Here is a 16,482-nt window from a genome sequence, read left to right as displayed (position 1 = left end):
CGTGCTATCCATCGACCATGCGCCTGCAATCGGTGGACACCCACCTCGTCGTGGCCTTGCACGCTCTGCTCCAGGAGAAGAGCGTCACGCGCGCCGCGCGGCGCGTCGGCGTGACGCAGCCGTCGATGAGCCACGCGCTCTCGCGGCTGCGCGCCCATTTCGGCGATCCGTTGCTCGTCCAGGTCGGCAGACAGATGACATTGAGCGCGCGCGCGCGGGATCTGGCGCCGAGAGCAGCGGAGGCCGTCGAGCGTCTCGAGCAGGTCTTCAGTCCGGTCGAGCGGTTCGACCCGGGGCGCTCGAGGCGCACGTTCCGGCTCGTCGCGACCGACAACCTCGAGCTGCTCGTGCTCCCGCCCTTGACCAGGCTCCTCGCCGCCGAGGCGCCGCACGTCAACCTGCGGTGCCGCAACATCCCGGCGGATTTCGCCGAGCTCCTGCGCCGCGGCGAGCTCGACGCCAAGCTGGGACGGGGCGGGCCGGTGCCCGACGGCTGTCGGTCCACATTGCTCGTAGCCGAGCAGCTCGTCTGCGTGATGCGACGAGGCCACCCGGCGTCCCGGAAGGCGCTCACCGCGGCGCGCTACGCTGCCTGTGAGCACCTGATGATCTCGCCGCACGGGGACGACCACAGCGTCATCGATCGTGAGCTGGCAGCGCGGGGACTGCGCCGGCGGGTGACCCTGACCGTGTCCCATTTCCTTGTCGCGCCCTTCATCCTCTCCGGCTCCGACCTGCTGCTCACCGTCTCCGCGCGGGTCGCCGGGGCGCTGGCCCGGAAGCTCGACCTCGTGGTGCGGCCGTGTCCGGTCGAGATCAAGGGCTACACGCTGACGCTCGTCTGGCCAGAACGCTCCGAGGGCGACGAGGGCCACCGCTGGCTCCGCGCCGCCATCGAGAGGGCCGTCGCGTGCGAGCCGGTCGCGGGCCCGGGCGCGGCCGGGCCGGTCAGGAAGCAGGCGTGCGGCGGGTCGTCGATCTGACGGCCGAGCTTCCGGCCGCCCCCGCGATACGCCGCCATCCGGCCCGTGATGGGGTCGGCCTGCCACGCGGCGTGGGCCCGCGACGACACATGCCGTCGGCGCGGCCCGGGCTTTCCAGGCACCGCTCCGCGGCACGCGCCGTGCTCCTCCGGGCTGGCATGCCGTGCTCTCGATCTGCTGCGCTGATCGCTTTGCTGACGCTGATCTCCGGCTGTGCCGCTCGGCCGCAGCCCGTACCTCCCGTTCCCCTCGAGATCCCGCTCGCGCCGGCCTCGCGCCCGTCCGAGGCCCAGGCGGCGGGGAACGCCGCGTCCGGCGGGGTGGTCCTGGTCTGGGGCAGCGCGCGCGACGGGTCGTCGAGGACCTGGCATGTCGCCGAGGGCGGCGCGGTGATCCGCGAGGAGCCCGGGATCGTCGTGGCGACCCGGCGAGGGGAGTGGCAATGGGAGGTGCGCGCGGAGCAGGTGGCGACCTCGGCCTGCGAGCTCGGGCTCGGGGGGATGCGCGAGCCGGGCGAGGGCACGGCGATGCGCGGGGAGCTCGTGCTCCGCGGGAAGAGCGAGCGGCAGGAGGTGATCACGCCGCCGGACGGGGACGAGAGCAACGAGATCCACCACACGACCGCGCTGGTCGGGAGCGTGGGGCCGTACCTGTTCATCGAGGAGCGGACGTACACCGACCTTTGCGGGGCGCACGGCTTCGAGGGCGTGGCGTTCATGGCGTGGGACGCCGAGAGGGGCGCGGCTGTCGACCTGCTCGCCGAGGTGCCCGGCGTGCCCGCGCTGCAGAGCGCGGCCGAGGTGCTCCTCGACCAGAACGAGGACGACGTGGAGGCCGCGCGGCAAGAGCGGAACGCCCCGGAGCTCGTGCAGATCGCGCCAGCCTACGACGCCCGGGGGTCGCTCCGGTTGACCGCGCAGCTCGCGCGGGCCGCCTGTTACGCCTGCGGCGACGGGGAATGGAGCTCCTACACGCGCTCGGCGGTGGTGCCGATCGCGAGGACGCCGGCGCGCCTCGCGGCGTGGGCGTCCCCGCCGCCCGGCGTGCGGGCGTTCCTGGAGCGGACGCCTGGCGTCAGGCTCGGCGGGTGGTCGCGGTCCGGCCAGGAGGAGTGAGCCGACCGCGGCCGTGTGCCTACGGTCCCCAAACTGCGCTGCGGGCTCGCTCGACGTCGCGACGTCAGTCGACTGCGATCGCGATCGCCGTGTCGTCCGGGTACGTGAAACCCTGCTCGACGGTGAACGGATCGATGGGGGACGAGCACAGGCCGTCCAGGTCAACGGAACGCTCAGGGAATCCGCCGTGCCGAGGCGCCCGCTCTCGGGACCGATGCGGAAGCGCTCGAAGCACTCGTGGTAGCGGTAATCCCCTCCGTCGTTTCGCGCTTTGCCCACGGCGCGGGAGCGCTCACGCGCAGGACGATCGACCTCTTCGCCTGGTGGGCGCGTGCCGCAAAGCCGCCCTCGGGGACGACGATCCCATGCGCGAGCCGTCCGGCCGGCCGTCAGCGGTGGAGGCCGTGCGCGCGGAACATCCGCTCGTAGATGGCGCGAATCACGGGCTCCTTGCGCTTGTTGTAGTCCATCACCACGCTGCTTCCCGCCGAGATCTCGGCCGCGGCCGCGAGCTTCGCGCGGCGGTAGAGATCGAGATCCTCCGGATGATCCGTGAGCCACTTTCGGAACATGCGGTGCCGGATCACCTCCGGGCAGCCGGGGCCGAAGACATGCACGTTGCTGCTCGGCTCGGCGAGCTGGAAACACCGGTGCTCGTGCCACTCCGGCTCGCGGATGACCAGCGTGAATCCGGCGCTCGACAGGGCGGGGACGTACGCGAGCTCGTCCGTGGGATCGGCGACGGTGAGGTCGACGTCGATCGTCGGCTTGGCGGGGAGCCCCTTCACCGAGGTCGAGCCGACGTGCTCGATCGCGAGCGCGGCGTCGCCGAGGGCGGCGCCGATCTTCCGCTCTATCAGGTCGAACAGCCGCGGCCAGCGCTCGTCGTAGTCGACGATGACGATCGGCCGAGGCTCGGGTGGGCCGTTCACCCATGGGTCTCGATCGGGCGCGGGCTCGTGGTGCTTCATGATCTCGTCGGCGGTGGGCACGACGCGAGTATAGTTCCGGTATCGAGGTGAGACTGGAAGCGTCGCGTCAGGGCTTCGCCGCGCCCCGCCATGAACGCCGCGAACGCCTCGGCGTGGTCGGGGTGCCAGCGGGACAGCGCGGGGCGATTCGGGATCAGATCGTCGGCCGCCCACTGGATGCGGCGCGCGTCCAGCTCGCGCGTGACCGCGTAGCCGGCGAAGGCGGACGCTCGGAGAAGAGCGACGCTACGTAGAGCAGCGCCGGCGCGCGACCTTGTGTCGAGTCGGCGCAACGTTGAGCAGAGTCGGCGCGACCTGCCCGGATCCGCGCGCGACATGGCTCGAGAGCCACGCGGTGGAGGACGGTCTCGCGGCGGCGGAGCAGCTCGACATAGCGCTCGCTTTTCCGCTGGATGTGCCCGTGCGGCGAGGGCTCATCGCAGCGCGGCTCGGGCTTCGACCCGTCCGCGAGTGCACGGACCCCCTCGTGTCGAGCCTCGAGGGCGAGGGCCTCTGGATCCGCGAGATGGCGCCGCCGATCGGAGCGCCGCTCTGTGTGGCTCGCTGCGACACGAGCGAGCGGGCGCTCGCGCTGGTCGAGAGAGCACGAGAGGCGGTGGGGCTCGATGTCGTGGCCATCAGCTCCCTGGGCAGGCAGCTCTCGGAAACGCTCCAGTGTGCTGGCTTCCAGACGATCTCATCGCGCGGGCAGTGGTGGTCGGATTCCAACCCTCCTCCCACGTGAGATCTGTGATGGCGTGGCCCAGGTCGGCGACCTCGTGGGCGGGTCGCGTCGCTAGAGCGACAAACGGGTTGAAACCCCGAGAAAAAGCAGGAATTTCACAGGGAGGCGAGGAGGCGGGGAGCGAGAGACGGCGAGAGGGAGAGATTCTTTTTTTTTCTTCCTCCCCGCCTCCCCGCCTCCCTGTGAAAATTCTCCGGGTTTCAACATGATTGGTATTCTAGAGCCCGCCGTCAGAGCAGATCGTCCAAATCGTCCATCGCCTGGGAGAGGTCCTCGCTCATCTCCTTCAGCTTCTCGCGGTCCTTCTCCAGCAGCACGGCCTGCGCGGCGCGGGCCTTGTCCCCGAGCTTGCGCGCCGCGAGCACGTTCTCGAGCAGGTACCGCCGCTCGGTCGCCCCGAGCGCCGCAAACGCGCGCCGCAGGACCGGAAGCGTGTCCTTGAAGCGCTCGGGCGCGATGCCCCCGAGGAAGGCGTCGAGCGCCTCGACCACGGGGCGGCTCTTCACGAGCACGAGCGCGTTCACCTCGAGGAAGCCGGCCAGGAACGACGCCGCCGCCTCGGGCGGGGTCGCGCCTCCGAGCCGCAGGCCGACGATCCGCGCCACCTCGGCGTCGTCGATCGCCTGCGCCAGGTAGAGCAGCCCGCAGGCCATGCCGGACGTCGACGGGTTCACCGCGTCGCTGTCCACGAGCTCTCGCGCCGCGGCGAGCCACGCCGCGCGGTCGACGATCGGCTGCGACAGCGCCACGTCGTGCAGCGTGCGCAGCGCCTCCTTGGCCGCGGCGACCGCCTCGTCGCTGCCCGTGCAGCCGCCGTGCACGCGCAGCACCGCGCGCGCGAACGTCTTCTCGAGCATCGGCGCGATCACCCCGTCGCCGAGCGACGACAGCGACCGCGACGACCCGAACGACGCGAGCCCCGCGAAGGCGCGGCACGCCCTGGCGAGCGACGGCAGATCGCTGTCGCCCGCGGCGAGCTGGTCGCATGCCCTGAGCGCCGCGGCCACCGCGCGGGCGCTGGACGCCAGCACGCCGTTCAAGAGCACGTCAGCGGCCTCGCCGGTCGTGTGGCACGCCGCGAGGTCCTCCTCGAGCAGCCGCGTCGCCACCTGCTCCAGCGTGTCGCCGAGGACGATCTTCTCGACGAGCGCAACGTCGGTGGCCGGCGTCCACTGCGCCTCCCAGGTCTCGCTGAGCTGCCCGAGCAGCTCGTCCGGCGGCGTCTCCTGCGCCGCCTGGCCGCGCCGCCGTCCACGAGCGCCCGCGCCCCCGGCGCGCCGCGCGCCGGCGTAGGCCGCGTAGGGGATCTTCGCGATGCGGAGCCGGTGCAGGAGCACGCTCGTGCCGACCTCCACCTCGTTGGTGAGCGACAGCCGGAACGACTCGGGCGCGTCCGTGGCGGGGAGCCTGCGCTCGCGCACCTCGCGCCAGAACTCCTCCTGGAGCGAGTTCTTCCCGATGCCGCCCCCGACGCGACCCACGTTGCGCCCGATGACCGCCGGCCACAGGAATCCGTCGACGTGCGTGGCGTCGCCGCGGCACATCGTGGCGATCGTCGCCTCGCGCACCTCGTCGAGGCCGGGCTCCGCCTTGCCGCGGAGCTCGGCGAGCGTGACCGCGAGGCGGAAGGCCTCGATGGTGTCGGCGAGCGAGGCCATGAAGCCGCGGAGGCGGAGGTGCTCGGTGAAGTCGATCAGCACCTCGAGGGTGGCGCGCCGGAAGTCGCCGCCCGCGTCGTGCGCGCGCTGGTAGTACTGCGGCGCCCGGTTGCCCGCGCCGTAGCCGAGCTGCTCGGAGAGCCGCGGAAAGCTGAACGGGATCAGCGTCACGGCGCACGGCACCGGCGCCGGCAGCCGCGCCTCCAGCGCGGGATCGACGTCGCGCGCCACGAACGCCGCAGCGTGCGCCGCGCCGAGCACGGCCGCGACCTCGTGCGGGGCGAGGTCAGGCCCCATGCGCTCGAGGATGCACCGCGCCATGTACGCGTCGCGTGCCCGGTGGACAAGCCGGTCTCCGTCGCCGCGCACGAGGTCGGCGTACGCGAGGAGCGCATCGCGGAACGGCCCGGGTTCGTAGCGGGGCGCCTCGAACGAGGCCTCCCAGAACTCCTCGAACGAGCGGAAGCCCCGGGCCCGCGCGCACGCGTCGTAGAGGCTCTCCTGCGCCCCCGCCGCGCCGTCGTCGCCCTCGCCCTCGCCGTCTCCGCCGCGCTCCGCCTCGCTCTCGCGCTCGTGGCCGCCGGGGTCCTCGACGTCGTCGTGGCCGACCGGGGCGCCCTCGAACGGCGCGAGCGTCATGCCGACGGGGACGTCGATGAGCTCGACGCGCACGCCGTGCTCGAAGGCCCATTTCACGGCGACGTACTCGGGCGAGTAGGCGGCGAACGGCCACAGGGACGACGCGGGCGTCCCGTCGGTGCGGTAGCCGAGGATCGCGACGGGCGGGACGGTCTTCGGGTCGACGAGCGCCTCGAGGAGCGGCGTCGCGTCGCTCGGGCCCTCGACGAAGATCGCCTTCGGGCGCACCTCGTCGAGGTAGGCGCGCAGCGTCGCGCTGGAGCGCGGCGAGTGGTGACGCACCGGGAAGAGGTGGACAGCGGCGAGCCGGGCCAGGTCCATCGGGGCTCCTTCAGGGCGCGAGGCGCTTCTTGGCGGCGGCGTAGAACTCCTTCCAGAGCCCGGTGCGCCCCTTGGCGACCGTCTCGCAGTACTCGCGGACCGCCTTGAGGTCCTCGCCGCCCTCCTTGGTCACGGCGCCGAGCAGTGAGCGGGAGAGGTCGTCGGCGGTCACCTTCCCGGTGCCGAAGTGCTGCGCGAGGATGCCGCTGTTGAAGAGCACGCTGATGGCCTCCGCGGTCGACAGGACGGATCCGGGGGCCTTCACCTTGGTCTTGCCGTCCTTCGTGACGCCGGCGCGGAGCTCCTGGAACAGCGTGACGAGCAGCTTCGCCAGCTCGGCCGGCGGCTCCACGCCGACCTGGTAGTCGCCGCGGAGCTCGGCCTCGCGCTTCTGCACGATGCGGATCTCCTGCTCGAGGTCGTCGACGACCGGGACGGTGATGAAGTTGAAGCGGCGCTTGAGGGCGGCGCTCATCTCGTTGACGCCGCGGTCGCGGGTGTTGGCGGTGGCGATGAGGTTGAAGCCGCGCTGGGCGGAGGCCACCTGGTCGAGCTCCGGGACGGCGATCTGCTTCTCGGACAGGATGGAGATCAGCGCGTCCTGGATCTCCGGCGAGGTGCGGGTGATCTCCTCGAAGCGCGCGAACCGCCCGTCGCGCATGGCGCGGAGGATGGGCGAGGGGACGAGCGCCTTCTGCGACGGCCCTTCGGCGAGGAGGAGGGCGTAGTTCCAGCCGTATTTGACGTGCTCCTCGCTGGTGCCCGCGGTCCCCTGGACGACGAGCGCGCTCGTCCCGCTGATGGCCGCCGAGAGGTGCTCGGAGAGCCAGCTCTTCGCGGTGCCCGGCTCGCCGACGAGCATCAGTGCGCGGTCGGAGGCGAGGGTCGCGAGGGCGACCTGCACGAGGGCGCGATCGCCGATGTACTTGGGGGTGATCGCGACGCCGCCGACGGGCTTGTCGCTGCCGAGGATGTAGGTCTCGACGGCCCTCGGCGAGAGGCGCCACCCGGGCGGCCTCGGCGCCGTGTCCTCGGCGGCGAGGGCGGCGAGCTCGTGTTCGTACCTGGTCTCGGCGGGCTGGCGGAGGTCGCTCATGGGCGGGGAGAGGCTACCGCAGAACGGGGCGGGGGGAGAGCGCGGCGAGGAGCGCCAGGGGCGAAGCGCGGGAGCGCCGCGGGCGAGCGCGGGAGCGCCGGACCTGCGGCCGCGAGCTCCGAGCAAGCGCTACAGGCAAGCGCTGGGCACGCTACCCCAGTGACTCCTGGCGACGACGAACCCGTCCGGGCCCGACGTCGAGTGAGAGCCGCACAGGCCGTCGGCGTCGGAGATCACGGAGTCGATGCCGATGCCATACTCCCAGTATTTGACCTCGAGGCTCGAATCGTGGGTCGAGCCGCTCCGCTCCGGAATCGAGGGGACGAGAATGCCGCTCGACTCGAAGAACTCGAAGCCCGCGATGGAAATCGAGAGCGTCACGTTTCGCACCTGGCCGACGCAGGTCGTCCTGCACGTGGGGTAGCCGACGGAGCTCTCTTGCGTGAAACCCGAAGGGCAGCCGGCCGAATAATAGCAGTAGCCGTTGCAGGTGACGGGCAGGGGCCCCGGCAGGTCCACGCACTCGTACTCCCCGGTGCCCTGGAGTGTCTTGCGCTGGGTCTCGAACCCCCCTGACGTCACCGAGGTGCGGCTGCCGAGCTCTCGATAAAAGACGTAGTCGTTCTTGAACGATTCGTCCTGCGTGCAGAGGCCGCCGTTGCAGAGCGCGGCCGCCGCCACCCCCACCTCGGACTCAGGGTCTTCCAGGAGAAAGCGCTCCCCCGCGATCTCGACCGTGTGGTCGGCGCCCCCCAGCTCGCCTATCCATCGCGCCTTCGTCAGGGCGATCTCGTCGGGCGAGCCGATCGACACGCCGGCCACCCGGATGATCCGGCCGTCTTCGTCCCGTTCGACCGTCGTGGCGCCCATCTCCAGCTCTTCGGCCCGCTGGGCGACCCACCCGAGGGCGTCGTGTTCGCTCGCGAAGCGCAGCCCGCCGGCAGCCAAGGGCTGGTCGAGCGGGGTGGCGTCGTCCGCGTCGGTCGACTCGGCGCCGCAGCCCATCATGAACGCCGCGGCGAGCAGCGACGCGGCGCGGTACGTTCGACGAGGATTGTTGGTGAGGAGCCGGTGCATTTTGTCGGTCATGGTGCGATCCTTTGTGGCCCCAGGTGTCTGAGGATACCCATCTTGACGCTGATCCCCCCGGGCCTGACTCGGCGCAGGGCCGTAGGGGTTGAAGCGACTGGGACACCCAGCTGCGCGTCGCGAGACGTCGCCCGGGGATGCCCGCTTGCCCCACGGCCGGCATCTAAACACGCTCCGTGCCACGACGCGCATCGACGGCCGAACCGGGCGAAATGCTCCGCGGACGCGGTGCCGAGAGGCACGAGCGCGGGCCGGCCCTGCGCCAATTGCGCAGCAACCCGCGCAAGCTGGGCGGCGCCTTGCGCAATGCGCAGCGTCCCGGGCCTCGGCGCCGGCCTCCACCGATCCGGGAGGATGACCGCGCCCAGCGTGGGAAATCATCCACCGCGATCTACGCGCCGTCGCCCTTCCTCGTCGGCCGCGGGGGAGCGAACGGACATGCAACCGTCGGCGTCCTCGCGCTTCACGCCCGGGTGACCGTGCGCGACAGCGAGCTCACGACGGCCCACGGCGGCAAGGGCGGCGACGGCGGGCCACCCGAGGACGGCGGCAGAGGCGGGTCTCGGCGGGCTGGCGGAGGTCGCTCATGGGGCGGGGAGAGGCTGCCGCAGAACGGGGCGGGGGAGAACGATGCGGGCCGGTGGCGCGCTGTTAGCCGACGAGGCGCTGGACGCCCTGCGCAAGGACCTGTCGGCGGAGATCAGGGCTGAAGTGCTGGAGCACCCAGCGCTCCGCGTCGGTGATGGACGAGAAGACCTTGACGGGGTGCGGGGGAGGCTTCATCCAGTTGAGCGCGGTCAGGATACCGTTCACCAGGCTGGAATTGCCGATGATACCGGACGCGAGCATGTGCGCGCGCGTCTGGCGTTCGTAGTCGACGTACATCTGCGCGACCGAGCGCCGCTGCATGGCGTTTGGCATTCTGCTGCCGCGCGTGTCGTTGATCAGACCGAACGGGCCCTTGACGATGAGCTGAATTATGCCGCTCATCAGCGCTTCCCAGTCGTCTTGAGTATACTCCTCGCCGGCCCGCATCACGACGAGCGGATAGCGCGAACGATCCAGCTCAATCCCGCAAGCCAAGGCCACCTCCGTCGTGAGGGGCGCTATTCTGCCACGAACCGCGGACGGATTCTACAAGCGGGCGATCCCGCCCGACCCGGCCGACCGTGTATTGTCGCGCACTCCCGTTGATGCCGCCGACCCTCTCATCGAGCATGCTGTTTGATGATGAGACGTTCTTCCCAGCGCAGCTCGTCATCATGGAGGGTGCTCGCTCAGCGCACGCCACGGGGGACGCCAGCCCGAGCGCGAGGACGAGCAGGAACGCCGTGAAGACCGAGCTCGCCCTATCAACCAAGGAACACGTTTTCATTGTGCCAGGACAGCAACGATTTGGATGGCCTATCGACAGCTCGGCTCGGCACGCAAATCTGCTTGCCGTGCATCGCGTAGTAGGTGCGTCCGTTCGAGTAGTCCTCGCGAAGGCGCCGGCTCACCTCGAACCTGTGCTCCGGGGTCACGGTGACATAGCCCTGATCGAACAACCGGTGAATGTCCGTGCGGAGCAGGAGCCCGTTCTCCACCTCATGGCTCCCCTCCTTCGAGTAAGGCCGGATATGAGCGGCTTCGAGGACGGGGAGTGAATGCTCTTCGGTCACCGCGCAGGCCTTCGCGTAGGCATCGGTCACCGAGAGACGGAACGTCCCTTGACCCAGGCGCGGGCGTACGAGCTGCGGCGCGCCGTACCGCTCGGTCTGCTCTCGGGCCTGAAGCACGGCCGCTGCCGGAGGCGCGCTGGCGGCGCCGAGCTGCTTGCGCCGCGACCGGTCCAGGCATGCCTCGAGGATGCGCCGCCCCTCCCCGTGCGTCACGTCATAGGTCTTCCCCTGAACAATGTTTGCTTCCCAGTCTGCCGGCTGCCGGATCCAGAGGCGCTCCTCGAAGAACACCGGCTGCGCGATCATCAGGCAGCCGACGAGCGAGGTGTGCGGATTGCTCCCTCCATCCGCCCTGTACTTGGCGATCCGCGCCAGCATCGTCGCAAAGTCAGGCGCACCGTTACCGGCGCCGAACGCCTCCCACGCAAGTGTTGCGGGGACGATGACGTGGCGCGCGAACCAGCCGAATCCGGCGACGGCATAGTGCGGCTTCTTCAGCTTGAAGAAGAACGGCTCGCCCGGCGCCACGGCAGCGAACTTGCGACCGCCGGACGGCTGCCAGAAGTTGACCTCCTGGAGCTCCGGGCGCGCCACCAGGAAGGAGTACCAGTCGAAATCTGTGTTGCCGACGTAACCTCGCACGCCGTTGCTGCTCCCCCGTGGACACTATCAGATGGGCGCAGCTAGGGCGACGTGCACGAGCGCGCGATCGCCGATGCGCTCGGGGGCCGGGATGTAGCCGGCTGGCGTACCGCTGCCGAGGCTGTAGGCCGCGACGCTCCTCGATGAGAGGCGCCGCCCAGGCGCCGCGAGCACGCGGCCCCCGCGGTCCCGACAGCCGTCACCTGCACGTCGCGCAGGCGCGCCGCTCAGGCGGCCTGTCGCCGCGCCCCCATCTCGTCGAGCGGCGGTATCCCGAACCGCGCGCGCACCTCGCCGAGCGGCAGGTGGACGACGTCCCAGAAGTCCCAGCGATCGCTCAGGTCGACCTTGCAGGCCGCGCCGCGCGCCACCGCGCGCAGCACCTTGCGCGCCTCGAAGAAGCCCACCTCTGGCGCCGCAATGGGCGTGATCTGGATCCCGAGGTGGAACTGCAGGAGCACGAAGATCAGGTAGGAAAACCCGTCGCGCCGGATGAACCCGGCCTGGAAGGAGCCGGCCTGGATCTCGCCCGCCGGATCCGTGTCGTACGCCGCCAGCACGTGGCCGAGATCGTGAAACACCATGCGCTCGGCGATCGCGTCCCTGCTCTCGCCGGGGAACAGGAAGCCGCGCGCGGTGCAATGCTCCCAGAACGCCCGGCCGAACGTGCCCTCGGGCAGGAGCCCGAGCTGCTTGTAACGGAGGGCCCGCGCGCGATCCTCGACGCCCGCGCCGAACAGGGGCCCGATGAGCCTGCGCACACCGGAGAGGCCTGCCTCGTCCATGGCTTCGCGGATGAACGAGCCGAGGAGCCGGCGCCTCACGGCGGCCTGGGCGAGCCGCCTGTGGCCGCGCGCCACGAGGCGGAGCACGCCCACGCCCTGCTCGCGCACGCCGAGCGCTCGGCCGAGAGCCTCCACGGCGTCCACCTTGGCCTCCGTCACCTCGCCGTCCGCCATCGCGGTCACGAGCGCGAGCTGCACCAGGCGCTTGCGCCGGTGCCGATCCGGGATGGCGCGGGCCACCGCCTCGGGCGCGACGCGCGGCAGCGCGCCAACGTCGCCAACGTCGACGCGGGCCCCGTGCAGGGCCGCGATCTCCTCGAGGACCCCGCGCTCCGCGGGCGCGAGCGCGCCGTCGGCCAGGGCCACCTCCCGGAGCGCGCCGAGCGCGGCCGGGATCTCATGAGACTCAAGCACGACGATATCCATGTTGACCTCCTCTTTCCACAAGGGGTTTCACACACCACGCCTCACGCGAGATTCGATGAAAGACACTCACTCTCGCCGGAAGGCGCGGACCGCGGTCAGCATCGCCGCCGAGATCTCCTCCGGCAGCGACCTGGCCGTTTCCATGATCACCCGCACCCGCTCCACGCTCGCCCGGTCGACGAAGCGGCGGCCGAGCGGCGTGAGCGCGAGCGTCTTCGCGCGCCGGTCCTCGGGATCCTCCTCCCGCGCCAGGAGCCCGCGCTGCACAAGGCCATCGGCGAGCCGGCTCCCGGCCGAGGCCGAGAGCCCGAGCGACGTGGCGAGGGCGGTGACGCGCATCGCGCCCTCCTGATCGACGAGGTGCAGCGCGGCCACCTGCGCCACGCTGAAGTCCTCCTCGTGCAACGTCCGCGCGAGCCCCGCGATGATGCGCGAGAACATCATCCGCGCGAACTGCTCGATCGGCGAGCCCAGGACCTTTTGCTTACTCACAATATTATTGATTACGCATTGGTTGCGTATACGCAAGTAATTTTCGGCGTGATCGCGCGCGCGGGTCCGTCCGCCGCGGAGATCGGACGAGGCCGCCGCGCGCCAGGCCACCGGCTCGGCGACGCGCCGCGCGGCCGGTCACCGGCGCGTCACGTGCGCAGGCCGGTCACCTCGGCGCCGGCCCCCGCGCGCCGGCCCCCACGCGCCGGTCACTTCCGCGCGCCGGTCACTTCCGCGCGCCGGTCACTTCCGCGCGCCGGTCACGTGGATCTCGCGGAGGCGCGCCCGCGCCGCCGCGTAATACGGCTCGATCTCCTTCGCCGCCGGCGTCCCCCAGAGGTTCTTCCGCTCCTCCGGGTCGCCCGCCAGGTCGTAGAGCTCGAACCGGGCGCCGCCCGAGATCGTCAGCTTCATGTCGCCGCGGATCAACGACCGCCGCGCGTCGTTGTACGGCCCGGCCGGCATGTCGATCAGCACGTCGCGCGCCGCGGCCTGCTCGCCGGGGGCGAGGAACATGTCGGGCAGGAGCGACGCGCCGGACAGGAAGTCGGTCGCGGGCGCGCCCTCGGCCGGGCCAGGGACCCGCATCACGTCGAGCAGCGTCGGCGCGACGTCGATGAGGCTGCGCCGCGCCGAGACCCGCGACGGCGCCGCGCCCGGCACATGGACGAGCAGCGGCACGCGCACGAGCTCCTCCCACAGCTCGAAGCCGTGGCGGAACATCTTGTGCTCGCCGAACGCCTCGCCGTGATCGCTCGTCACCACGAACGCCGTGCGCCCGCCGAAGGGCGCCGCCGCGATCGCGTCGAGCAGCCGGCCGATGTGCCTGTCCGTGAACGCCACCTCGCCGTCGTAGAGGTCCCGCTGCGACGCCGCGCCGAAGTCGGGCACGTCCTTGTGCCGGAGATAGTCGGCGTGCGGGTCGAGGTAATGGACCCACAGGAAGAAGCGCCCGCCCGTGTTCTCGGGCGACCCGAGCAGCCGCAGCGCCGCGTCGGTCAGCGCGGGGCTCGTCGCCTTGTTGTCGACGTCCCACGGCGCCCCCTCGGGCGGCGCCGCGGACATGTCCACCACGTCAAAGCCGCGATCGAGCCCGCCGAAGCTGCCGAAATAGCGGTGCCCGTGCACGCTCATCGTGCGCACCCCCGCCCCCTTCAGGCGCTCCGCGACGAACGTGTCCTCCTCGCCGAACTTGTTGAAATGACCCCAGTTTCTGTGGGTCTCGCTCCCGTACTTGCCGATGAGCATCGGGCCGATGCTCTTGCCCGTGTACGACGCGAGCGCGTACGCGCGCTCGAACACCGTGGAGCGGGCCGCGAGGGCGTCGAGGTTCGGCGACACGGGCCGCGGGTTGCCCGCATAGCCGAGGTCCCAGCGGAGCGTGTCGATCGTGATGAAGACGACGTTCAGGTCCGCCGGCAGGCGCGCCGCGGGCGCCTCGGCGCGCGCGGCCGCCTTCGGGGCGGGGGCGAGCGCGGCGAGGGCCGCGGCCGTCAGATCGCCGCCGGAGCAGTCGTCGTCGACGCCGTTGTCGAGGATCTCCTCGGCCAGCGGGTGGACGCGCGCGTCGCGGTCGTCGCAGTCGCCGCCGCCGAAGAGCGCGGCCGAGCGGTCGCCGTCGCGGTCGGCGAGGCGGCGCAGGATCGCGAGGCTCTTGCCCCCGACGGGCGCGCCGCGCTCGAGCGCCTGGCCCACCGCGGGCTGCGCGTTGAGCACCGGGGCGGCGCGCGCGGTGAGCGCGAGCGGCAGCAGGGCGACGAGGAGCGCGACGGGGGCGCGCACCGTCCGGACGGCGGCGGGCGCGAGGAAGGCGGCGAGCGCGACAACGAGCAGGAGCGCCGGCGCGCGAAGGTCGAGCTCGGGGCGCTTGAAGACGCCGTAGATGCCGAGGAAGCCGCCCTCGCCGGAGACGCCGCCCGTCGCGACCCCGAGCGCGAACAGGGACGCGGCGATCCCGAGCGCGACGCCGCCCGTCACCGCCGGGTCGACGCAGGCCGGCCGCCCGTCGCTGGCGTTGGCGAGCGTGCGCCGGAGCGGCGGCGTCAGGGCGAGGACGGCGAGGCCCGCGATGAGGCCGAGGCCGAGCGAGCCCGCGGCCACGGCGGTGCCGACGAGCAGCGGGGCGGCCTCGAGCCCGAGCAGCGCGCGGGCGAGGTGCGCGCACAGGGTCATCCAGAGGAAGGCCGCGAGCACAGCGAGCGGCACGAACGCCGCGATGTCGGCGGGCCGGCCGATCGCCCGCACGCGCAGCGAGCCGACGAGCGTGGCCGGCGACGGCGGGTGCGACGGGTCGACAACGACCGCGCCGAGGCCCCCGAGCAGGCCGACGGCGAGCGCGACCGGCGCGAACACCCCGACGTCGGCGAGGTAGGTCGCGAGCTGGAAGGCGGGGTCGTCGCCGGCGCCGGTCAGGGCCCACCCGGCGTCGAGCGACGCGGCCACGACGCCGAAGACGCTGGCGCCGAGGGCGCTCCTGGCGAGCCGTCCTGCCCACGCGCGGGCCAGCGTCGGGACCGCGGGCCCCGGCGAGCTGGGGGGGCGCATCACGCCGGGCTCCGCTTCCGCGCCATGGGGTGAGCGGCGTCGTAGACCTTGAGCAGGTGATCGATCGACACGTGCGTGTACCGCTGCGTGGTGGCGAGCGAGGCGTGCCCGAGCAGCTTCTGGATGGAACGAAGGTCGGCGCCGCCGTCGAGCAGGTGGGTCGCGCAGGTGTGCCGGAGCGCGTGCGGGTGCAGGTCGGCCCGGCCGGCGCCGAGCGCGCCGTAGCGCTGCACGAGGGCCTGGACGCGGCGCACGCCGATGCGCGCGCCGCGGCGGGACAGGAAGAGCGCGCGGGGGTCGCGGGCGCCGGTCGTCGGATCGGCGAGCTCGTCGCGCCGCTCTAGATAGCGCTCGATGGCGGCGAGGGCGTGGGAGCCCAGCGGGACGATCCGCTCCTTGTCGCCCTTGCCGATGACGCGCGCCGAGGCCCTGTCGGCCGGCTGCCGGTCGACGTGGGCGAGATCGAGCCCGCAGAGCTCGGAGACGCGCAGGCCGGCGCCGTAGAGGGTCTCCAGGATGGCGCGGTCGCGGAGCCCTTCGGCCGTCTCGGCGCCGGGGATCTCCATGACCTCGGCGGCGGCGTCGACGTCGAGGAAGGTCGGCAATGGGCGCCGGACCTTGGGCAGGACGAGCTGGGCGGCCGCGTTCCTGTCGATCTCGCCGCGCCGCTCCAGGAACCGGAGCAGGGAGCGGGCGGCGCCCACCTTGCGCGCGATCGAGGCGGGCGCGTGGGTGCGCGCGAGCGAGCCAAGCCAGCTGCGCAGGAGGAGCACGTCGATGTCCTCCACCGCCGTCTCCTCGCTCGCGGCCGTGTCGTCGCGGGCGGCCATGTCGTTGCGCGCGGCCGGAGCCTTGCTGGCGGCTGCGGTCTTGCTGGCAGCTGCGGTCTTGCTGGCGGCCAGCGCCTTGCTGGCGGCCAGCGCCTTGCCCCGCGCCGGCGTGGGGCGGTGATCGGCGTTCGCAGCCGCCTTCTCGCGGGCGAAGCGGGCGAGCTGCTCGAGATCGCGCCGGTAGGCGGCCACGGTGTGGCGCGACGCCCGTCGCTCGGCCGTGAGGTAGGTGAGGAAGCGCGCAATCGCCTGCTCCAGCGTGGTCTCGCCGGATCGATCGCCGCTTCGCCGCGCGTGCATCACCGGTTTGCCCTACCACCAGGACGCGGCGGCAGGCAAAGACTCGCCGGCGGTCGAGCTGGAGCGCCGCGCAGCGGGCGCCTGCCCTGCGGGCGGTCTGCGAGGCAAGCCGCCGGCTCGATGAGGGGGCGGCGGCTGCCCGATCCCGGGGCGGGCGGTGGTCGTGGAGCGCGCCGCGCCGTGGC

13 protein-coding genes and 1 pseudogene are annotated in these 16,482 nt (G+C 72.1%); 3 read left to right on the top strand and 11 right to left on the bottom strand.

Annotation, left to right across the window (positions count from 1 at the left end):
• Positions 1 to 17: 17 nt before the first annotated feature.
• The gene (locus WMF36_RS40430) at positions 18 to 983 is read left to right on the top strand and encodes a LysR family transcriptional regulator (protein ID WP_437576171.1); all 966 of its coding nucleotides are present in this window, start codon (positions 18 to 20) and stop codon (positions 981 to 983) included.
• A 191-nt stretch (positions 984 to 1,174) separates the two neighbouring features.
• Complete coding sequence (locus WMF36_RS40425) at positions 1,175 to 2,098, top strand: hypothetical protein (protein ID WP_437576170.1); 924 nt, start codon at positions 1,175 to 1,177, stop codon at positions 2,096 to 2,098.
• Between the two features lie 389 nt (positions 2,099 to 2,487).
• On the opposite strand, the gene WMF36_RS40420 is transcribed toward WMF36_RS40425, so the two are convergent.
• Complete coding sequence (locus WMF36_RS40420) at positions 2,488 to 3,090, bottom strand: GrpB family protein (protein ID WP_437576169.1); 603 nt, start codon at positions 3,088 to 3,090, stop codon at positions 2,488 to 2,490.
• Between the two features lie 68 nt (positions 3,091 to 3,158).
• Positions 3,159 to 3,278: pseudogene (locus WMF36_RS40415) on the bottom strand (short-chain dehydrogenase); the annotation flags it as partial.
• 86 nt (positions 3,279 to 3,364) lie between these two features.
• Between WMF36_RS40415 and WMF36_RS40410 the strand changes: the two are divergent.
• Positions 3,365 to 3,814, top strand: coding sequence for a hypothetical protein (locus WMF36_RS40410; protein ID WP_437576168.1), 450 nt, complete (start codon positions 3,365 to 3,367; stop codon positions 3,812 to 3,814).
• A 230-nt stretch (positions 3,815 to 4,044) separates the two neighbouring features.
• On the opposite strand, the gene WMF36_RS40405 is transcribed toward WMF36_RS40410, so the two are convergent.
• The 9 genes from WMF36_RS40405 to WMF36_RS40365 all read right to left on the bottom strand — a co-directional run bounded on the left by WMF36_RS40405 (position 4,045) and on the right by WMF36_RS40365 (position 16,297).
• On the bottom strand, positions 4,045 to 6,432 hold the full coding sequence (locus tag WMF36_RS40405) for a DUF5682 family protein (protein WP_437576167.1): 2,388 nt from the start codon (positions 6,430 to 6,432) through the stop codon (positions 4,045 to 4,047).
• A 10-nt stretch (positions 6,433 to 6,442) separates the two neighbouring features.
• Complete coding sequence (locus tag WMF36_RS40400; RefSeq protein WP_437576166.1) at positions 6,443 to 7,528, bottom strand: ATP-binding protein; 1,086 nt, start codon at positions 7,526 to 7,528, stop codon at positions 6,443 to 6,445.
• 129 nt (positions 7,529 to 7,657) lie between these two features.
• The gene (locus WMF36_RS40395; protein WP_437576165.1) at positions 7,658 to 8,617 is read right to left on the bottom strand and encodes a hypothetical protein; all 960 of its coding nucleotides are present in this window, start codon (positions 8,615 to 8,617) and stop codon (positions 7,658 to 7,660) included.
• Positions 8,618 to 9,268: 651 nt separating this feature from the next.
• Entirely contained in the window at positions 9,269 to 9,700 is a 432-nt protein-coding gene (locus tag WMF36_RS40390; protein WP_437576164.1) for a hypothetical protein, read from the bottom strand.
• Positions 9,701 to 9,969: 269 nt separating this feature from the next.
• Complete coding sequence (locus tag WMF36_RS40385; RefSeq protein ID WP_437576163.1) at positions 9,970 to 10,920, bottom strand: HNH endonuclease; 951 nt, start codon at positions 10,918 to 10,920, stop codon at positions 9,970 to 9,972.
• Between the two features lie 227 nt (positions 10,921 to 11,147).
• A complete protein-coding gene (locus WMF36_RS40380) occupies positions 11,148 to 12,119 on the bottom strand; it encodes a hypothetical protein (RefSeq protein WP_437576162.1) in 972 nt (323 codons plus the stop codon).
• A 78-nt stretch (positions 12,120 to 12,197) separates the two neighbouring features.
• Positions 12,198 to 12,623: a MarR family winged helix-turn-helix transcriptional regulator gene (locus WMF36_RS40375; RefSeq protein WP_437576161.1), complete on the bottom strand. Its 426-nt coding sequence runs from the start codon at positions 12,621 to 12,623 to the stop codon at positions 12,198 to 12,200.
• Positions 12,624 to 12,866: 243 nt separating this feature from the next.
• Positions 12,867 to 15,167 (bottom strand): sulfatase-like hydrolase/transferase, encoded by a 2,301-nt coding sequence (locus WMF36_RS40370; RefSeq protein WP_437582015.1) that lies wholly within the window; start codon positions 15,165 to 15,167, stop codon positions 12,867 to 12,869.
• Positions 15,167 to 16,297 (bottom strand): tyrosine recombinase XerC, encoded by a 1,131-nt coding sequence (locus WMF36_RS40365; protein WP_437576160.1) that lies wholly within the window; start codon positions 16,295 to 16,297, stop codon positions 15,167 to 15,169. Before WMF36_RS40365 ends, WMF36_RS40370 begins: the two co-directional genes overlap by 1 nt.
• Positions 16,298 to 16,482 lie beyond the last annotated feature (185 nt).

Source organism: Sorangium sp. So ce887 (assembly GCF_051521455.1).
Taxonomy (GTDB): domain Bacteria; phylum Myxococcota_A; class Polyangia; order Polyangiales; family Polyangiaceae; genus Sorangium.
This window is presented reverse-complemented; position numbering and strand designations above follow the sequence as displayed.